Source organism: Bradyrhizobium sp. CCGUVB23, assembly GCF_024199885.1.
GTDB lineage: Bacteria > Pseudomonadota > Alphaproteobacteria > Rhizobiales > Xanthobacteraceae > Bradyrhizobium.
In genome coordinates this window covers 9,334,591-9,352,996 of record NZ_JANADQ010000001.1, presented here as the reverse complement: position 1 = coordinate 9,352,996, position 18,406 = coordinate 9,334,591, and the positions used below count along the sequence as shown (strand labels likewise).

The 18,406-nt window shown below is 64.0% G+C and carries 19 protein-coding genes and 1 pseudogene; 13 read left to right on the top strand and 7 right to left on the bottom strand.

What is annotated here, in order from left to right; translation table 11 throughout:
- Positions 1 to 13: 13 nt before the first annotated feature.
- Positions 14 to 703, bottom strand: coding sequence for a CPBP family intramembrane glutamic endopeptidase (locus NLN62_RS43955; RefSeq protein WP_254112878.1), 690 nt, complete (start codon positions 701 to 703; stop codon positions 14 to 16).
- Between the two features lie 411 nt (positions 704 to 1,114).
- Here NLN62_RS43955 and NLN62_RS43950 point away from each other — a divergent pair, with 411 nt between their 5' ends.
- Entirely contained in the window at positions 1,115 to 1,504 is a 390-nt protein-coding gene (locus NLN62_RS43950; protein ID WP_254112876.1) for a hypothetical protein, read from the top strand.
- 11 nt (positions 1,505 to 1,515) lie between these two features.
- Here NLN62_RS43950 and NLN62_RS43945 read toward each other — a convergent pair whose 3' ends face one another.
- Together NLN62_RS43945 and NLN62_RS43940 are read right to left on the bottom strand one after the other, a co-directional pair.
- A complete protein-coding gene (locus tag NLN62_RS43945) occupies positions 1,516 to 2,199 on the bottom strand; it encodes a hypothetical protein (protein WP_027523690.1) in 684 nt (227 codons plus the stop codon).
- Between the two features lie 125 nt (positions 2,200 to 2,324).
- On the bottom strand, positions 2,325 to 3,521 hold the full coding sequence (locus NLN62_RS43940) for an amidohydrolase family protein (RefSeq protein WP_027523691.1): 1,197 nt from the start codon (positions 3,519 to 3,521) through the stop codon (positions 2,325 to 2,327).
- 150 nt (positions 3,522 to 3,671) lie between these two features.
- Here NLN62_RS43940 and NLN62_RS43935 point away from each other — a divergent pair, with 150 nt between their 5' ends.
- The 4 genes from NLN62_RS43935 (at position 3,672) to NLN62_RS43920 (ending at position 6,629) form a co-directional block, all read left to right on the top strand.
- Positions 3,672 to 4,445 (top strand): ferredoxin--NADP reductase, encoded by a 774-nt coding sequence (locus NLN62_RS43935; RefSeq protein ID WP_254112874.1) that lies wholly within the window; start codon positions 3,672 to 3,674, stop codon positions 4,443 to 4,445.
- A 162-nt stretch (positions 4,446 to 4,607) separates the two neighbouring features.
- Entirely contained in the window at positions 4,608 to 4,928 is a 321-nt protein-coding gene (locus tag NLN62_RS43930; protein WP_254112871.1) for a hypothetical protein, read from the top strand.
- An 88-nt stretch (positions 4,929 to 5,016) separates the two neighbouring features.
- Complete coding sequence (locus tag NLN62_RS43925; RefSeq protein WP_254112870.1) at positions 5,017 to 6,282, top strand: cytochrome P450; 1,266 nt, start codon at positions 5,017 to 5,019, stop codon at positions 6,280 to 6,282.
- Between the two features lie 110 nt (positions 6,283 to 6,392).
- Complete coding sequence (locus tag NLN62_RS43920) at positions 6,393 to 6,629, top strand: hypothetical protein (protein WP_027523695.1); 237 nt, start codon at positions 6,393 to 6,395, stop codon at positions 6,627 to 6,629.
- Positions 6,630 to 6,634: 5 nt separating this feature from the next.
- On the opposite strand, the gene NLN62_RS43915 is transcribed toward NLN62_RS43920, so the two are convergent.
- The 3 genes from NLN62_RS43915 to NLN62_RS43905 form a co-directional block, all read right to left on the bottom strand.
- Complete coding sequence (locus NLN62_RS43915) at positions 6,635 to 7,882, bottom strand: DUF763 domain-containing protein (RefSeq protein ID WP_027523696.1); 1,248 nt, start codon at positions 7,880 to 7,882, stop codon at positions 6,635 to 6,637.
- Between the two features lie 115 nt (positions 7,883 to 7,997).
- Positions 7,998 to 8,801, bottom strand: coding sequence for an ABC transporter substrate-binding protein (locus NLN62_RS43910; protein WP_254112868.1), 804 nt, complete (start codon positions 8,799 to 8,801; stop codon positions 7,998 to 8,000).
- A 1-nt stretch (position 8,802) separates the two neighbouring features.
- The gene (locus NLN62_RS43905; RefSeq protein WP_254112867.1) at positions 8,803 to 9,780 is read right to left on the bottom strand and encodes a tripartite tricarboxylate transporter substrate binding protein; all 978 of its coding nucleotides are present in this window, start codon (positions 9,778 to 9,780) and stop codon (positions 8,803 to 8,805) included.
- 110 nt (positions 9,781 to 9,890) lie between these two features.
- Here NLN62_RS43905 and NLN62_RS43900 point away from each other — a divergent pair, with 110 nt between their 5' ends.
- From NLN62_RS43900 to NLN62_RS43865, 8 genes and pseudogenes are all read left to right on the top strand, one after another.
- Complete coding sequence (locus NLN62_RS43900) at positions 9,891 to 10,601, top strand: TetR/AcrR family transcriptional regulator (protein ID WP_027523699.1); 711 nt, start codon at positions 9,891 to 9,893, stop codon at positions 10,599 to 10,601.
- Between the two features lie 114 nt (positions 10,602 to 10,715).
- Positions 10,716 to 11,636, top strand: a complete 921-nt coding sequence (locus NLN62_RS43895) for an amidohydrolase (RefSeq protein WP_254113854.1) — start codon at positions 10,716 to 10,718, stop codon at positions 11,634 to 11,636.
- A gap of 9 nt (positions 11,637 to 11,645) precedes the next feature.
- A complete protein-coding gene (locus NLN62_RS43890) occupies positions 11,646 to 12,521 on the top strand; it encodes an amidohydrolase (RefSeq protein ID WP_254112866.1) in 876 nt (291 codons plus the stop codon).
- Positions 12,518 to 13,738: pseudogene (gene dctA / locus NLN62_RS43885) on the top strand (C4-dicarboxylate transporter DctA); the annotation flags it as partial. The gene NLN62_RS43890 and the pseudogene dctA, both read left to right, overlap by 4 nt.
- Before the next feature lie 149 nt (positions 13,739 to 13,887).
- Positions 13,888 to 14,601 carry a PIG-L deacetylase family protein gene (locus NLN62_RS43880; protein ID WP_254112862.1) on the top strand — a complete coding sequence of 238 codons (714 nt, stop codon included), beginning with the start codon at positions 13,888 to 13,890 and terminating at the stop codon, positions 14,599 to 14,601.
- A complete protein-coding gene (locus tag NLN62_RS43875) occupies positions 14,598 to 15,281 on the top strand; it encodes a 4-carboxy-4-hydroxy-2-oxoadipate aldolase/oxaloacetate decarboxylase (RefSeq protein ID WP_027523704.1) in 684 nt (227 codons plus the stop codon). The genes NLN62_RS43880 and NLN62_RS43875 overlap by 4 nt, the downstream gene beginning before the upstream one ends.
- A 24-nt stretch (positions 15,282 to 15,305) precedes the next feature.
- Entirely contained in the window at positions 15,306 to 16,175 is an 870-nt protein-coding gene (locus tag NLN62_RS43870) for a hypothetical protein (protein ID WP_254112860.1), read from the top strand.
- Complete coding sequence (locus NLN62_RS43865) at positions 16,175 to 17,098, top strand: DUF1932 domain-containing protein (RefSeq protein WP_254112858.1); 924 nt, start codon at positions 16,175 to 16,177, stop codon at positions 17,096 to 17,098. Before NLN62_RS43870 ends, NLN62_RS43865 begins: the two co-directional genes overlap by 1 nt.
- Here NLN62_RS43865 and NLN62_RS43860 read toward each other — a convergent pair.
- Positions 17,082 to 18,356 (bottom strand): amidohydrolase family protein, encoded by a 1,275-nt coding sequence (locus NLN62_RS43860; protein ID WP_254112857.1) that lies wholly within the window; start codon positions 18,354 to 18,356, stop codon positions 17,082 to 17,084. The two genes, NLN62_RS43865 and NLN62_RS43860, sit on opposite strands and share 17 nt — an antisense overlap.
- Positions 18,357 to 18,406: the final 50 nt, after the last annotated feature.

The following is an 18,406-nucleotide window of genomic DNA, read 5'->3' as shown; positions in this document are numbered from 1 at the left end:
GGTTCGACGTGTCCTATTGTGAGGAGCCTGCGATGAGCGCACGGAAAACGCCGTCGTGAACCTGGACAAAGGTGCCTAACACGTTGACCGCATTGTAGAGGACATGGGCGAGCAGGCACATACTCAAACCCACGCCTTGTAGGCGGATGGCGGTGAGAATAGCCGTAATAGGAAGCACGTAGAGCGGATAGGCTATCCCATTCAGGACGTGTGCGGCGAGGAAAAGGGCTGCGGAGATAGCGCCGACAAGGACCGGCGTCATCGCCGTCGAGAGGCGATCCCAGACATAACCTCGGTAGAACATTTCTTCGGCGAAAGGAACTAACAAGACTATGGTCGCTGCCTTGCCGATCCAGAGGAAGAGAGGCGCATTTGCGAGCGCGCTCTTGATGGCGACGCCGTTTGTGATCGTCTTAGGCCCCGTCAGTCCCCAATAAAATGTGCCGAATACTCCCAGGGGGATGCAGAGTGCGACCAGCGCGACTGCGCCATTGCTCCTCACCCCGGCCGCCAGTTCTGGAAGCAGTCGGCTAACCCGATGCTTCAGTGATCTCCTGTCGAAATAGAGGAGCACCGCGCTGGTGGCAGCGCTGATCAAGAATACGGCAAAGTGTGCAAAGACAACTTCTTTTCCGACGATCAAGTGGCTTGCGCCCAGGAGAAGGCCAACGATGAAGAACGCGACAATGAAAGAGACTGTCATTGCGCCGAGCGTCCGCGCAATGCATCCGCCTATCACGGGCCAGGGGGCGGCGGCGTGATCACGATTGCCAGCGACGTGCTCACTCAGGAGAGTTTCCTTTCTGAGGTCAGCGCGAGGCGAGGTGCCTTGGAAAGAACGAGAGGGTAGAGTCGACAAGTACAAGTTGTGTCAAAGAACACCAAACACGTCAAGCGAATGAAATTCAAGCCTTGAATACGAGAGAGCGGCGGCTGCTGGTGAGCCTGACGTGCGCCGGTCAGCAACAGCGGACAAGGTCGCGCCCGATGCGCTCGCGGTCACCCGGGAAGCACTCGCGTCGATGCAAAGGAGCGCGAGATGCTGATGGCGTTATTGAACAAGCTGCGGTGAGGCGCGACTAACCTCGATGATGGTTTTGTCGAGGTTTCCGGCATGAAAGCGGCGACGCGGTTTGCGATGGTTTTGAGCCTTGCTACGGCGCTGGCGGGCGGGTGCGCTCCTGCCTGGGCCGCGCAGCCTTACGAAGGGTTCTGGGCGTCGACCAAAATGGACTGCCGCGACGAGGACAGCGTCAACCGCATGAGCATCGAAGGCGGCAATCGCCTCTTTTGGTACGAGACGCGGTGCCGCGCCAGCGCGATCACCGCCGACGGAAAGCTCAGCTGGAAGATGCGGCTCGCCTGCGAAGGTGAGGGCGAGAAGTTTCGCTCCAATCCGCGCGTCTCCATCGCTGCGGATGGCAGGCTGGTGATGGACAATGGCCCGGTTGGACAGGCCAAGCGCCAGACCTATGTGCGCTGTGAGATACCCAAGTCTCGCTGATCTTCAGCGCATTACGTCTTCCCCGGCCATTTGGCGCGGTAGCGGATTTCGCTGCCGTCGCTGAGCCGCTGCCACGTTCCGAACTCCGGCGTGTGCGGCGCCCAGGCAGATAGTTCGATCGGATAGACCCGGCTCGGTTGTCCCGCGATGGTGACGGCGAGCTGCCGGTGCGAGGTTTGAAACGCGAGCTCGACTTCGCCTGCGATGACAGGCTGGTCGCCATCGCGATAGAAGGCGGCCGGTGTCACTTCGCCCGGCATGGTGTTGAGGTCGGTCTGCAGTTCGATGGCAATGCCTTGAGCTGAGGTCGGCACCATGACGCCGGCTGGCAAACGAACCTCGAACACGAGCAAGGGGGTGGCGCCGTTCCGATTGAGCCAGGGCGTGGCGGTCATGTACGCGACGGCCAGGTAAATGGCGCTGGCGCCGACGCAGAGGAGGGCGACGACACCGAGCGACTTCAGGCTGTTGCGGGTGAGGATGCCAGCGTTGGCGTCCTTGTGTGTCGTCAGCTTGGTCGCGAGCACCAGGCCTGCAATCGCACCGGCAGGCGCGATGACGAACACCGCAAGCAGGCCCGTCGTGATCGGGTCTGCGCGATTGCCGAAGCCAGTAAGCTCGAGCAGCCCGATCGTGCCGATGAATCCAGCCACCGCACCAGCGACGCCGGCGGCAATCCGCAGCGAACTCTTCATGTCTCCCTCGATGGTCCAGCATTGAACTGCCGCCACCAGGGGCTGCCTGCGTTAGACGCAGCAGGCCCGCGACTTGTTCAATGCTGTCGAGGGACGATGCGGAGCGGCGCGCCGCTCCGGCTGCGTCACTTCGCCACCACCTCCGGCACCTTCCCCGCCGGCGGAGTGTTGCGGCTGCGCTGGGTGCGGACGATGCCGTCGATAATGGTCATGCCGATGCCGGGCAGGTCGCCGAGCTGAACGCTCTCCAGGATGTTCTTGCCCGGCGAATGTTGCGCCTTGTCCATGATGACAAAATCGGCGGAGCGACCGACTTCAATGAGGCCGCAATCGAGCTCGCGCATCCGCGCGGTGTTGCCGGTGGCGAGGCAAAACGCGATCTCGGCCGGCAGCTCGCCGAGCGAAGACAGCATCGAGACCATGCGCAAAATGCCGAGCGGCTGCACGCCGGAGCCGGCCGGCGCGTCGGTGCCGAGGATGACGCGGTGGAGGTCGCCCATCTCGCGCGCGGTGCGCAGCGTGAACAGCGCCGAGCGCTCATTGCCGTTGTGCACGAGCTCGAGCCCGCGCTTGCAGCCCTCGCAGATACAGCGGATCTGGTCGTCGGGCAGGGCGGTGTGGCCGCCATTGATGTGACCAACCACGTCGGTGTCGGCCTCCAGCACAACATCCTTGTCGATCAGGCCGGAGCCGGGAATCGACGGGCCGCCGGTATGGATCGTGCTCTGGATACCGTATTTGCGCGCCCAGCCGACCATCTTGCGCGCGGTGGGGCCGTCCTTGACGCCGCCGAGGCCGACCTCGCCGAGCAGCTTGACGCCGGCAGCGGCCATCTCCTTGAAATCCTCCTCGACCATCTCGCACTCGATCACGGGCGCACCGGCGTGAACCTTTACGCCGCCCGGACGCAGCGTCCAGAACGCGCGCTGGGCGAATATGGCCATCGCCTTCAACCCGACGACATCGCGGGGCCGGCCGGGCATGTGCACCTCGCCGGCCGAGATCATGGTGGTCACGCCGCCGTGGAGGTAGCTGTCGATCCAGTTGATCTGGTTCTGGCGCGGCGTCCAGTCTCCAGCGACGGGGTGGACGTGGCTGTCGATCAGCCCCGGCGCGACCGTGGTGCCGTTGGCGTCGACGATGGTGGTTGCTCCTTCCGTGTTGACGTCCTTGAAGCGGCCGATCGCGGTGATCTTGCCGTTCTCGGCGACGATGGTGTCGCCATCCAGGATCGGCTTCTCCAGCGCGCCCGACAGAATCAGGCCGATATTGCGGATCACGAGCTTCGAAGGCCCGGTGGCCTGGGGTGCGTCATGCGCCATGGAAAGGCTCCTTATTCCTAACTGCAACACTCGCGATCTTGGGCAGCCTTGACCAAAGGATCAAGCCGGATTATTCATTTGTATACGAACGATCGTATACGAATGACGCATAGCTGACAATCGCCTGCGCGCCGGCAAGGGAAGGGTGAGATGAGCAATTTCAACCAGGAAAGCGTCCTCAGCGTCCACCACTGGACCGACACGCTGTTCAGCTTCAAGACCACGCGCAGCCCGACCTTCCGTTTCCGCAACGGCGAATTCACGATGATCGGGCTCAAGGTCGGTGAGAAGCCGCTGCTCCGCGCCTACAGCGTCGCCAGCGCCAATTACGAGGACACGCTGGAGTTCTTCTCGATCAAGGTACCGGATGGTCCGCTGACCTCGCGCCTCCAGCACCTGAAGGAAGGCGACGAGATCATCGTCAGCCGCAAGGCGACCGGCACGCTGGTGATCGACAATCTCGAAGCGGGCCGCAATCTCTACCTGATCGGCACCGGCACTGGTCTCGCGCCGTTCCTGAGCGTGATCAAGGATCCCGAAACCTATGAGCGGTTCGAGAAGGTGGTGCTCCTGCACGGCTGCCGGCACGTCAAGGAGCTTGCCTATGGCGAGATGATCACCGAGACGCTGCCGAATGACGAGTTGCTCGGCGACTACATCCGCAACCAGCTGATCTATTACCCGACCGTCACCCGCGATCCCTTCCGCAACCGCGGCCGCATCACCGACCTCATCACCTCGGGCAAGCTGTTTGCCGACATCGGCCTGCCGCCGATTGAGGCGGCCCACGACCGCGTCATGATCTGCGGCAGCCCGGCGCTGGTCACTGATACCCGCCTGCTCCTGACCGAGCGCGGCTTCGTCGAGGGCAATCATGGCGAGCCGGCGCAATTCGTGGTCGAGAAGGCCTTTGCCGAGCGCTGAACAGGCTCATTGTTTGGGGCATGATCTTCTCGGAAAACCGCCGTACACTTTTCCGGATCATGCCCACCGCGCAATAAAGCCGCATTTTTGCCGCCCGGCGCCCGTTGCGGCGTCGATTCGGCAGGCGATATTATGGGAACGCCGAATCAGCGGAGTTCCTAAATGGTTGCGGACAACGACAGCAACATCGCCTGGCACCGAGTTCAGGTGAAGAAGAACCGCGCCGAGTTGAAGGCGCTCGAGACGGCGCGCTTCACGATGGGCGAGGTCGCATCATCCAAGCGCAACGGACAGACCCAGAAGGCGATCGTGGAACTCAAGCGCAAGATCGCGCAATCCGAGCGCGCGATTGCCGACTACGAGAAGCGCACGCGCCGCCCGCTCGCGACCGACCTGCAAAGCCTCAGCAATGGGAGCTGGAGCCATTGGGACGCCTACACCAACCAGCGCAAAGCGGGGCCACGCTCGCCCGGGCGCGGCTGATCGCCTTCTTTTGATCGACGTTCCGGCCCTTGCGCCGGCGACTGGGCACACCATCTGGTTGAGGCGCCATCAACAAGGGCGGTGACCCATGACACCGCGCATCGACTTTACCAGCGACGCCTTTTTTCGCGACCCGCCCAAGGGAATCGCGACGCTGCGCGCCTCCGGGCCCGTGGTCGCGACTCGTTTTCCCCTCATCGGCGACGTCTGGGTCACCACCACCCACGATGCCACGGCGGAAGTGCTCAAGGACAGCGCGACGTTCACGCTGCGCAAGGAGGACGGCAAGGTTGCAGGCCTGCGGTGGTGGATGCCGAAACTCGTCACGACCATCGCCAAGAACATGCTGACGATGGACGAGCCGGATCACACGCGGCTGCGCAGCATCGTCGACGAGGCCTTCCGCCGCCGCGCGATCGTCGCGATGGAGCCGCGCATCCGCGCCATCGCCGATGGACTCGCGGGCGAGCTGTTCGCGGCAGGAAGCCCCGCCGATCTCGTCCAGCGCTACGCTCGGATCCTGCCGCTGTCGGTGATCTCCGAGCTGCTCGGCCTGCCGATGGCCGATCGACCCCGATTCATTGCCTGGGCCAATGCGATGTCCTCGCTGACGAACGTCGTCAGCTTCTTTCGGCTGCTGTTCGCGTTCCGCAAGATGCGCGCCTATCTCGAAGAGCAATTGCGGATCGCACGTGCGCAGGGCGGCGAGGGTCTGATTGCCGAGCTCGTGCAGGTCGAACGGGAAGGCGGCCGTATTTCGCCGGACGAGATGGTCTCGATGGTGTTCCTGTTGCTGGCCGCGGGCTCGGAAACCACCACGCATCTCATCAGCGGCTCCGTTTATGAGCTTCTCAAAAATCCCGGCCTGCGCGATTGGCTGGAACAGGATTGGTCTCGCGCGGGCCTTGCCGTCGAGGAGTTCCTGCGCTTCGTCTCGCCGGTGCAATTCTCAAAGCCGCGCTATGTGCGGCGGGATCTCGAGCTCGAAGGTGTGCGTCTGAACAAGGGCGACCGCGTCATGGTCATGCTCGCGGCCGCAAACATGGATCCTTCGGTGCATGATGCTCCCGAGCGGCTCGATCTCGAACGCAAGCCCAACCGGCACATCTCTTTTGGCACCGGAATCCATTTCTGTCTCGGTCACCAGCTCGCGCGGATCGAGGCGGCCTGTGCGCTTGAGGCCTTGTTCACGCGATGGCCGCGGCTTGGTCTCGCCATCGATGCGTCGCAAGTTCATTGGCGCAAGCGCCCGGGCATCCGCGCCATCGCGAAACTGCCGGTCGTGGCCGACGGCGGCGGGAACCGCCAGGCCAAATCCCACTCGGCCGACGTCGAGCAATTGGTTGCAAATTGACATCACCCTGCCGGTGTATCGGAACCGCGTCGCGACGATCTTCCCGTGTTCACGAAACAATCGTTGCCGGGCAGGCGTTGGCCCTGATGCGGACAGCAAGGGAGCAATCCATGCCGCACGGAGGCAAGACGCATATTGGATCGGGTACGCATGGCAAGGGCGCGGGGAACGGCGCTTTCACGGAGGTTTCGAAAGACAAGATCGGCGACAACATGATCCTGTCGAACCGCGACAAGGCGCAGCATTCCGACATTCGCGGCATGGACGGAAAATATATCCAGACCGAGCAGTACCAGGACCACTCGGCAAACCGCCTCGCGGAGGACAAGGACGAAGGCGAAGGTTAGGCGGCTTACGAGCCGGTCAGCTTCTTCGAAGCGAGGAGATCGCGCTCCCAGCCGAACACGGATCGGCCGTCGAGCTCCGGTGAAGCCGCGCGTTCGGCCGCAATGAAGGCTGCGACCGATGGACCGCGCGCGGTGCGCTCCAGCCGCCGCGCCTGGTCGTCAAGGCGCTTGATCGCCTGCATTTCCTCCTCGCGCCCGAGCCTTGCATTCTCGATCGCGCCCTTGAGCACACGAATGGTCTCGTCATAAACCTTGATCGGCACGGGGTAAGGGTGGCGGTCCTTGCCGCCATGGGCGAGCGAGAAGCGCGCCGGGTCCTTGAAGCGATAGGGCGCGCCGTGCACGACTTCGGCGACCATCGCGAGTGAGCGCACGGTGCGCGCGCCGACACCGGGCGTCAGCAACAGCTCCGGAAAATCGACCGGACCGCGTTCGGCGGCTGCAGCCAATGTGCCGTGCAGGCGCCGCGCGAAGACGTCCTTCGGCCTTACGTCGTGATGCGCGGGCATGATGAGGTGCGGCAGCATGGCCTGCGCCGGTTCGACGCCGCTCAGGCGTTCGAATTCGGACACGATGCGATCGGGGCCGAGATCGAAGAGCAGCTCGAGCTGCGCCGAGCGCGAGACGTCGGCGCGGTGGTCGGTGAGATTGACGATCTCGCCTTGCACGGGGCCGTCGATCGCACTATGCGGTGCATCGACAAAGCTCTTCAGCGCCTCGGAGTGCCAATGATAACGGCGCGCTTGCCGCTTCTCGCCGTTCATGCCCTGCTGCACCACCGTCCATTTGCCGTCGGCGGTGACAAAGAAGCCATGCAGATAGAGGTCAAAGCCGTCCTGGACCGCAGCGCTGTCGACCTTCGCAACGAGGCGGCTCGCTCGCGTCAGCCTCGCGCCATCGAAGCCGACGCGGTCGCCGAGCGTCAGGAGCTCATCCGGCGTCTTGCGCGAATGCTGCCCACGCCCGCCGCAGACATAGATGCCGAGCTCGTTCTGGAGCGGGGCAAGCCCGCGCTTCAGTGCGCCGATCACGGAGGTGGTGATGCCGGAAGAGTGCCAGTCCATCCCCATCACGGCGCCGAACGACTGGAACCAGAAGGGATGCGACAGCCGCTGCATGAACTCGTCACGGCCGTAGTGGTGGACGATCGCCTGCGTGACGATCGCGCCCAGCGACGCCATGCGGCTTGCGAGCCACGGCGGAACCCGTCCGGTGTGGAGAGGAAGATCGGCGCTGCCGGTGCGTCGGGGCATTGCCCTTGATAGCCGGATTCTGTCCGGGTTGCACGACGGGAAATGCTGAACTCGGCGGCTACGCCGCGGGCCCGAACGTTGCGGTGCCGCGCTCCTGTTGCCGGCGCGCCGAGGCCTAATTGCGCCTGGCGTTGACGGCTCCGCGCAAGCCCGCCTGTTGCTCGATCGTTTCGAGCGCGCCGCTGGACTTGATGTCCTGCACGAAACGATTGAGGAGAGGCAGTGCGCTCTCGCGTCCCTTCGGGATTGCGATCGCCATCTGCTCAAGCCCCCAGTTTCCCTCGAGGATGCGCGCGCCCGGCATCTGGTCGGACATCTCGAACAGCGTCGGCTTGTTGGTGGCGTAGAGATCGATCTCGCCGCGGACGAACATCGCGACCGCGATCTTCACGCTCTCGGCGGGAACGATGGTTGCGTTTTTGAACTTGGCCGGCAGCGTGCGCTCCGACGTTGAGCCCTTGGTCACGCCAATCTTCACGCCGGCCCGGTCGATGTCGTCTACCTCTGCGATCGGCGAGTTTGCCGGAACGAGGAATCCGAGCTCGATCGCGAGCACGGGCTCGCTGAAGCTGACGTCGTTGGCGCGGGCAGGGGTCGCGTTGGTGACGGTGAAGTCGAGTTGCCCGTCGTGAATCGCGCTGACGATGTCGGCGACACGCTGATACCTGACGTAGTCGACGGGCACGCCAAGCCGCTTTCCGAGCTCCGCGCCGAGGTCGTAGCTCAGGCCATGCGGCTTGCCGGCGGCGTCGGTCACCATCGAGGTTGGACTGCCCGAATAGACGCCGACGCGCAGCGTGCCCGATGGCGCCAGGATCTGCGCCTCGACGTCGGCCCTTGCGGTCGCGCCGGCAAGGCCCGACGCAACGACGGCAACGAGTACGGTGCGTGCAAGGCGCGCCAGGCCAAGGCCGGTCATGTCATTGCGCCCGGATATTCGCGGCCTTCAGCACCGGCTCCCATTTGGTCGCCTCCGCATGCATGTAGGCATCGAACTCCTTCGACGACGAGCCGACCGGCGTCGCGCCGATCTTGTCGAGGGTCGACAGCACGCTCGGGTCTTGCAGCGCCGTCTTCAAGTCGGCTTCGAGCTTCGCCACGATCTCAGGCGGCATTTTCGCCGGCGCCAAAAATCCCCACCAGACCGAGACGTCGTAGCCTGATACGCCTGCTTCGGCGACGGTCGGAACATCGGGCAGGGCCTTTGACCGCTGCGCCGAGGTCACGGCGAGCGCACGCACCGGGCCGCCTTCGAGCTGGCCGATCGCTTCGGCAAGCGGGTTGAGGCTGAGGGGGATTTCGCCAGCGATCACCGCGGTCAGCGCCGGCGCGCCGCCCTTGTAGGGAATAGAGATGATCTTCACGCCGGCCATGTATTTCAACAGCTCGCCGGCAAGATGCGCGGAGGTGCCGTTGCCGGACATTCCGTAGGAGAGCTTGTCCGGCTCCTTCTTCGCAGCAGCCAGGAGATCGCCGAGGCTCTTGTACGGGCTGTCCTTGGCGACGACGATGGCAAGCGGCGAGGAGGCGATCTCGCTGATCGCGGTGAAGTCCTTGAAGGTGTCGTAGGGCAGGCTCGGATAGATGAACTGGTTGAGCGGATGGCCGCTGGCGACCAGGATCAGCGTGTAGCCGTCGGGCGGCGCCTGGGTCAGCGCTTGCGAGGCGATGATGCCGCCGGCGCCGGGGCGATTGTCGATCACCGGCTGCTGGCCCCAGCTCTTGGCTAGCGCCTGGCCGATCGTGCGGGCGAGCACGTCGACGGCCCCGCCGGCCGCATAGGGCACCAGGATGTGGACCGGCTTGCTCGGGAAATTGTCGGCCTGTGCATCGCTCGCGGCCAGCAGCAGGCCCGTGCCCAGCAGTAAAGTTGTGATTTTCTTGTTCAAACCCAGCATCTTCCAGCGCTCCTCGGGGCGCGTATCCGGGCGCCCGTCTCGGACCGCCCAGGCGCCGCCCATCGTTTTTGTTGACGAGACCTTATCTTTTGTACGATAGTACAAATAACATGGTACGCAAGCCCACCAGCAAAGAGACGGCCCGCAAGCCGAACATGCGCGAGGCGATCCTCGCTGCAGCAGAAGAGTTGTTCGCGACCAACGGCTTCAACGCCGTGTCGGTGCGCGACATCGCGCAGGCCGCCGGGGCCAACCCCGGCAGCGTCACCTATCATTTCAAGACCAAGGACGGTCTGCTGCTTGAGATCTATCGCCGCCACTGCGGGCCGATGAATCTCCGCCGGTCCGAGCTGCTCGCGGCCGCCAAGCGCGTGCGCGATCTCCAGGACCGGCTGGAAGCGATCGTGCGTGCCTACGTCGTGCCAGCCTTCACCTCGGGCAGCGATCTCGCCGGCGGCGGGGCCCGGTTCACGCGGCTTCGCGCCGTGATGTCGGCGGAGGGTAACGAGGTGGCGCGGCGTATCATCGCGCAGACCTTCGACGATACCAGCCACGCCTTCATCGACGCGATCCACGAGAGCCTGCCACATGTGCCGCGCACCGAGATCGTCTGGCGCAGCCATTTCCTGCTTGGCGCACTCTATTACTCGCTGGTGACGCCGGAGCGCGTCTCGCGCCTTTCACGCGGCGAGGCCGACGGCAGCGATGCGGCCGCTGCGATCGAGCAGCTCGTTCAGGCAACAGTGGCCTCGTTCCAGGCGCCGGCACTCGATCAGGCCGCGCCGGCACGTCGGCGCGCGGCAGCAAGCAACAAGACGTAGACGACCGCCTACGGACAGGGGGCGTAAGGCTCGCCTTGTCCGCAACCGGCGGCATTTGACTGGGGATGCGGAATGAACAGGCGGGCCTGCTTGCAACTCTTGACGGGCGCTTCGATGGCCGCCTGGGCTTCGAGCGCGTGCGGGCAGGCGGCCGAGCCGGCCAAGGCGATCCCGACCATCGATCCGCCGGACCCAAATCCAAAGGTGCCGGCATTCAAGCTGCCGCCGAAATCCTGCGACTCGCATACGCACATCTTTGGGCCGGCCGCCCGCTATCCGTTCGCCGAACACCGTCCCTACAACACCGCTGATGCGCCGCTGGAGGCCTTCCGTGCCGTGCACGAGAAGATCGGTGTCGATCGCTGCGTCATCGTCAATGCCACGGTGCACGGCACCGACAATCGCGTGGTGACCGACGCCATCGCTCAAAGCGAGGGTGCCTACAAGGGTATCGCCAACGTCAAGGACGAGATGTCCGATCACCAGCTCGAGGCGCTGGACAAGGGCGGCATCTGCGGCTGCCGCTTTGCCTTCCTGAAGCGGCTCGGCGGCGTCGGCGACATGACCAAGTTCCAGCGCATCGTGCATCGCGTCGCCGAACTCGGCTGGCACGTCGACGTCTATTTCGAGCCGGGCACGATCGCGGAGTTCGCGCCGATCCTGACCGCGCTGCCGACGCGCTATGTCATCGACCACATGGGCACGGTGCAGGCGGCCAAGGGGCTCGACGATCCAGGCTTCACCGCACTGCTCGATCTCCAGAGGAAAGACGAGAAGTGCTGGGTCAAGATCACCGGTCTTGAGCGCGCGTCCGCCGCAGGCAAGCCGTTCCACGATGCCGTTCCGTTCGCAAAGAAGCTCATCAACAACGCACCTGATCGCGTGATCTGGGGCACCGACTGGCCGCATCCCAACGTCAAGGTCATGCCCAATGACGGCGAGATCGTCGAGCTGATCCCGCTCTATGCGCCCGATGCCGCCATCCAGCAGAAGCTGCTGGTCGACAATCCCGCGCGCCTGTTCAAGTTCACCTGAAGACACCAGATGTACAAGCCGACCATTCCGCCGCCCGATCCGAACACGCGCACGCCGAAGTTCAAGCTGCCGCCGCTTGCTTGCGATGCGCACTGCCACATCTTCGGTCCGGGCTCAAAATACCCGTACGCGCCGGACCGTTCCTACACGCCGCCCGACGCGCCGCTGGAGGATTTCAAGGCGTTGCACGCCAAGCTCGGCGTCCAGCGCGCCGTGATCGTCAATGCCAGCGTGCACGGCACCGACAACACGGTTGCGCTCGATGCGATCGCGCAGAGCGACGGTGCCTATCGGGCCGTCGCCAATATCGACGATACCATCACCGAGCGGGGCCTGCGCGAGCTGCACGAGGGCGGCTTCCGCGGTTGCCGCTTCAATTTCGTCCGTCATCTCGGCGGCGTCCCGGACAAGGGCGTGTTCGACCGGGTGATTGCCATGGTCGCGCCGCTCGGCTGGCACATCGATCTGCATTTCGACGCGATCGATTTGCCGGAATATGCCGGCATGCTGGCAAAGCTTCCGGTGCGCTACACGATCGACCACATGGGACGGGTGAAAGCGTCGGAAGGGCTCGACCAGCTTCCGTTCAAGATCCTGATCGAGCTGATGCAGCGTGACGAGAAATGCTGGGTGAAGATTTGCGGCTCCGAGCGCGTTTCCTCCTCGGGCCCGCCCTTCACCGATGCCGTGCCGTTCGCACGCAAGATCGTCGAGACCGCGGTCGACCGCGTCATCTGGGGTACGGATTGGCCGCATCCCAACGTCAAGCTGATGCCAAACGATGGTGATCTCGTAGACCTCATTCCGCTGTTCGCGCCGGAGGCGGAGTTCCAGCAGAAGATCCTGGTCAGCAATCCCGCGCGCCTGTTCGAGTTCGGGGAATGACGGCGCTCTCGATCGACAAGCCGCGCAGCCGCGCCTGGTGGAACGAGCTCTGGGTCCAGGTTCTCCTTGCCATGGCAGCCGGCACCGTGCTCGGCATCGTCAATCCCGAACTTGGCGCAAAAATGCAGCCGCTGGGCGATGCCTTCATCAAGGCGATCCGGATGCTGATCGCGCCGATCATCTTCTGCACGGTGGTGCACGGCATCGCGCATATGGCCGACATGGCCCGGGTCGGCCGCGTCGCCATCAAGGCGATCATCTATTTCGAGATCATGACGACGATCGCGCTGGTGATCGGCCTTGTCGCGATCAATCTCTTGAAGCCCGGCGTCGGCATGAATATCGACGCTGCCAGCATCAACACCAGCGCCATCGAGCCCTACGTCAAGCAGACCGGGGCGATCGGCTTTGTGCCGTTCCTGATGAACATCCTCCCCGCCACCTTCGTCGGCGCATTTGCCGAAGGTAACATCCTCCAGGTGCTGTTCATCTCGGTGCTCTGTGGTTTTGCCCTAGTGCAGCTCGGCGAGCGCGGAGCACCACTCGTCAACCTGATCGACGTCGCGGCGAAGATGGTCTTTGCCATCGTCGGCTTCGTGATGTGGGTGGCGCCAATCGGCGCATTCGGTGCCATCGCGTTCACGGTCGGCAAGTTCGGTGTCGGCTCGCTGGCCTCGCTCGGCAAGCTGCTCGGCGGCTTCTATCTTACCTGCCTTGTATTTATCGTGATTGCGCTCGGCCCGGTCGCGCGGCTCTGCGGCTTCAGCCTGCTCAAGCTGATCCGCTATATCTGGGAAGAACTCCTGATCTGCATCGCCACGACGTCGTCGGAGACCGTGCTGCCGCGGATGCTGTCAAAGCTCGAGAATGCCGGCTGCGAGCGCAGCGTGGTCGGGCTCGTGATCCCGACCGGCTACTCCTTCAACCTCGACGGCACCTGCCTTTACCTCGCGGCCGCCTCGGTGTTCCTGGCGCAGGCGACCAACACGCCGCTCGGCCTCACCGAGCAGATCGAGCTGCTGCTGATCCTGCTCGTGACCTCCAAGGGCGCGGCAGGAATTGCGGGCGCCGCCTTCGTCGTGCTGGCGGCAACGCTGTCGGCCACCGGAACCATTCCGGTCGCCAGTGTCGCGCTGGTGCTCGGAATCCACCGTCTGATGTCGCAGGGACTGACGCCGACCAATCTCATCGGGAACGCGGTGGCGACCATCGCGATTGCCAGATGGGAAGGTGCGCTCGATGCGGACCGGCTGAAACGCGTGCTCGATGGCGAGGCGCTGCCGGCCGCAGTGGTGTGATGAATTGGCTGCTTGCGCTTCGCTAGCAGCGGGTCAAGCTTTGAAAAGATGAAAGGGGAGTTTGTCCCATGAAGACAGGTCTTGTGATTACCGCCCATCCCGGCGATTTCGTCTGGCGCGCGGGTGGCGCGATCGCGCTGCACGCCAAGAAGGGCTACCGGATGAAGATCGTCTGCATGTCCTTCGGCGAGCGCGGCGAGAGCCAGTTCGCCTGGAAGGAAAAGGGCGCAACGCTGGAGTCGGTCAAGGCGGGCCGCAAGGACGAGGCCGAGCGCGCCGCCAAACTCCTGTGCGCCGAGATCGAGTTCTTCGATTGCGGCGACTATCCGCTCAAGCTCAACGAAGCGCATTTCGACCGCATGGTCGACATCTACCGCGAGCTCAATCCGAGCTTCGTGCTGACCCATGCGCTGGAGGATCCCTATAATTTCGATCACCCGAATGCGGCGCATTTCGCGCAGGAGACCCGCGTGGTCGCGCAGGCCATGGGCCACAAGCCGGGCGCGCAGTACAAATATGCGGCGCCGCCGGTGTTCCTGTTCGAGCCGCATCAGCCCGAGATGTGCAATTTCAAGCCGAACCTGATCCTGAAGATCGACGAGGTCTGGAAGGAGAAGTACGAGGCGTTCCAGATCCTCGCCGCACAAAAGCACCTCTGGGGCTACTATGAGCGCGTCGCCCTCAACCGTGGCATCCAGGGCAGCCGCAACACCGGCGTGCCCATGACCTATGGCGAGGCCTATCAGCGCCTGTTCCCGACAGTCGAGGAGGTCCTGGCATGAAGCCCGTCGTCGTCCGCAACATCGAGCGCGCCGATCACGGCGGCATGTCGGTCTATGGCGTCTCCACCGTGCACGAGGCGATGGGGCGCGTCGGCCTCATGAAGCCCTATATGCGTCCGATCTGGCCCGGCGCGCAGATCGCCGGTCCCGCGGTCACCGTGCTGGCGCAGCCCGGCGACAACTGGATGATCCATGTCGCGGTCGAGCAATGCAGGCCGGGCGACATCCTCGTGGTTGGCTGCACCACCGACAATACCGACGGCATGTTCGGCGAGCTGCTTGCAACGTCGCTTCATGCGCGCGGCGTGCAGGGGCTCGTCATCGATGCCGGCTGCCGCGATGTGAAGGCGCTGCACGAGATGAAATTCCCGGTCTGGTCGCGTGCCGTCTCGGCCAAGGGAACGGTGAAGGCGACGCTCGGCTCGGTCAACGTTCCCGTGGTCTGCGCCGGCGTCAATGTCGAGCCCGGCGATATCGTGGTCGCCGATGACGACGGCGTCGTGGTGGTGCCGAAGCGGCTTGCGGTCGAGGTTGCGGAGAAAGCCCGGAAGCGCAATGCGGATGAAGGCGGCAAGCGCAATCGTCTCGCCTCGGGCGAGCTTGGCCTCGACATGTACAACATGCGCGAGGCTCTGGCGAAAGCCGGGCTCGTCTATGTCGACAATCCCGAGGACGTCTGAGCAGGCGAAAAGCGGAGCGGATTGATGGATCGTCTCAAGCTGCGGACCGTGCTCGGCAGTCATCCGCATGTGCTGGCATTGAAGAGCGGAGAGCTCCGCTCCGAGCGCTTCGATCTCGACTTCATCGAGTACACGCCGACCAACACGGCGTTCAAGCCGATGGTGCGCGAGCAGGCCTTCGACGTCTGCGAGATGGCGATCGTCACCTATCTGATGGCGAAAGCCCACGGCAAGCCGCTGGTGCTTCTGCCGGCAACCATGCTCGGCCGCTTCCAGCACGGTTACGCGCTGTACAACTCCGAGCGAGGCGCGCTCCGCCCGTCCAATCTGGAAGGTAAGCGCGTCGGCATCCGGTCGTTCACGACCACGACGGGGGCCTGGATCAGGGGCATTTTGGCCAACGACTACGGCGTCAACCTCGACAAGATAGGTTGGGTTACCTTCGAGGACCCGCACGTGGCCGATTATGTCGACACAACCGAGCGCGCGCCGAAGGACAGAAAGATCCTGCAAATGCTGCTTGACGGCGAGCTCGACGCTGTGCTCGGCGAGACCTCGAATGATCCGCGCCTCAAGCCGCTGTTCCCCGATCCGGCCGCGGAGGCCGCGACCTGGTACGCCCAGCGCGGCGTCGTCCCGGTCAACCATCTCGTGGTCGTGACCGAGGCTCTGGCAAAATCGCGCCCTGACATCGTCGCCGGCGTGTACGATCTCCTGAAGGCTGGCAAGGCTAAGACAGGCGCGCCCGCATTACCCGATCTCCTGCCATTCGGGATCGAGGCCAACCGCAAGCCGCTGGAGCTGATCATCGACTACGCCTATCAGCAGGCCCTGATCCCGCGCCGCTATGCGGTCGAGGAGCTCTTTGACGACACCACGCGAAGGATGAACTGATGTCCGGCGATTCCAGGCGATGGCAGATTGGACTTGTCGGCTATGGCGAGGTCGGCAAGATCCTCGCGGAGGACTTGCGCCAGCAGGATATCAAGGTTGCGGCCTTTGACCTCAAGCTCGGGAACGAGCAGGGCGCGGCCTTGCGCCATCACGCCACGAGGCACGGTGTTACGTTAGCTGCCTCGCACGCTGATCTGACCGCAAGATCCGACTTCATCGTCTCCGCCGTGACCGCGAGCCAGGCCGTCTCGGTGGCAAAGGCTTGCGCGGCTGCGATCAACCAGGGCACATGGTTTCTCGACTTCAACTCGGCCTCGCCGGGCGCCAAGCAGCGCGCCGCGAAGCTGATCGACGACGCCGGCGGACGCTATGTCGAGGGCGCGGTGATGACCTCGGTGCCGCCTTATCGCATCAAGGTGCCGCTGCTGCTCGGCGGTCCCGGCGCACGCGAGCTCGAGCCGCTTCTCAACGCGATCGGCTTTGCCGCCAAGGTCGCGAGCGACAAGCTCGGTGTCTCCTCGGCGGTGAAGATGTGCCGCAGCATCATGGTCAAGGGCCTGGAGGCTATGGTCATCGAGAGCTTCACCACGGCGCGCGCCTATGGCGTCGAGGATGCGGTGCTGGCCTCGCTCGCGGAAACCTTTCCCGGCATCAACTGGGAGAAGCAGGGCGCCTATTTCTTCCAGCGCGTGATCGAGCATGGCCGCCGCCGCGCCGAGGAAGTGCGCGAGGTTGCCGAGACCGTGCGAGAGGCGGGGCTTACGCCATGGTCGGCACAAGGTACCGGCGAGCGGCAGGCCTGGGTTGCCGATCTTGCCGACCAGGGTCTGTTCGGCGCAAAAGGCACCAAAGAGTTCGCCCGCAGCGCCGACTGGCGCACCGAGGCCGACCGCATCCTGGCAAAGATCAGGCGTGAGGGATGACGGCGCGCGGTTTGCACGAATCTGAGGGCGGAAACAGGACGGCTTGTTGCCGTTCAAAGACCGGCCGGCCGTTCTTGAAGCCCATCATGACATCAGGCAGTTCGGCGATCGCAAAGCGGCTGTCGCGCGTATCGAGCACGACGAGATCGGCCGGGTTGCTGATTTTGAAGCCGTAATTTTTCAGGTTCATCAGCCGCGCCGGCAAATCGGTGACGAGGTCGAGGCAGGTGTCGAACTCGCCGACTGATGCATGCGCGACGTTGGCGTAGAAATTCGCCATTCGCAGCAGCGAGGCATCGCCGAACGGCGTGAAGGGATTGAGCACGTTGTTGGTCGCAACGGAGCACAGCACGCCGTTTGCGACGAGCTTGTGCGCGACTGTGATTCCGCGGGGCACGTTGTGGGTGGTGTCGCGGCCCATCAGATAGAGATCGGTCGCGGGCAACACCGTGACGGCGACACCGGTTCTTGCGAGACGCTCGACCACCGGTTTCAGTCGATCCGGCGGTAACGCGGAGAGCTTCGTCACATGGCCGATCGCGACACGCCCCTGGTAGCCGCGCTGTTCGGTTTGCCGGCAGACTTCGTCGAGATGCGACCAGGACGTATCGAGGTCGAAGTCGAGATGGAGATCGACATCGACGTCGAACTCCTGCGCGAGGTCGAAGATGCGCTTAAGATGCGCGTTCGGATCGGTGTCGGTATAGGGACAGCCGCCGATCACCTCGCCGCCGTCGCGCAGCGCCTGGATCAATAGCTCCTCGGCTCCGGGATCGTTGGTCAGCCCCTCCTGCGGAAAGACGCAGAGCGACAGATCGAGCGCCCAGGCGTAGTCGCGCTTCAGCGCCTTGATCGCCTCGAAGCTGCGCAGGCCGACCCGTGGGTCGATCTCGACATGGGTGCGCATCCGCGTTGTGCCGTGCACGATTGCGCGCTCCAGTACCCTGGCGCCGCGGGCATAGACGTCCTCGACCGTGAAATTGCGCTTCATCGCCGAGACGGCGCGGATGGCGTCGCTGAGACTGCCGTGGTCGTGCCCGCAGCGACCGAGCAGGCAGGCCTTGTCGAGGTGGATGTGGGTGTCGACGAAGCCGGGCAGCACGAGCCGCCCTTCGAGGTCGATCTCAACGGCTTCGGCCTGAAGGCACGGCTCGATTGCGGCGATGTTACCTTGGGAAATGCCGATATCCGCAGGAGCGGTGACGCCGCGCATCAGCGCGTTGCGAAAGATCAGGTCGAAGGCGGTTCGGCTCGTCATGGCACCAGCACTTTGCGGCGTAAGCGTACAGGAGCGTGCCCTGCGGGGCA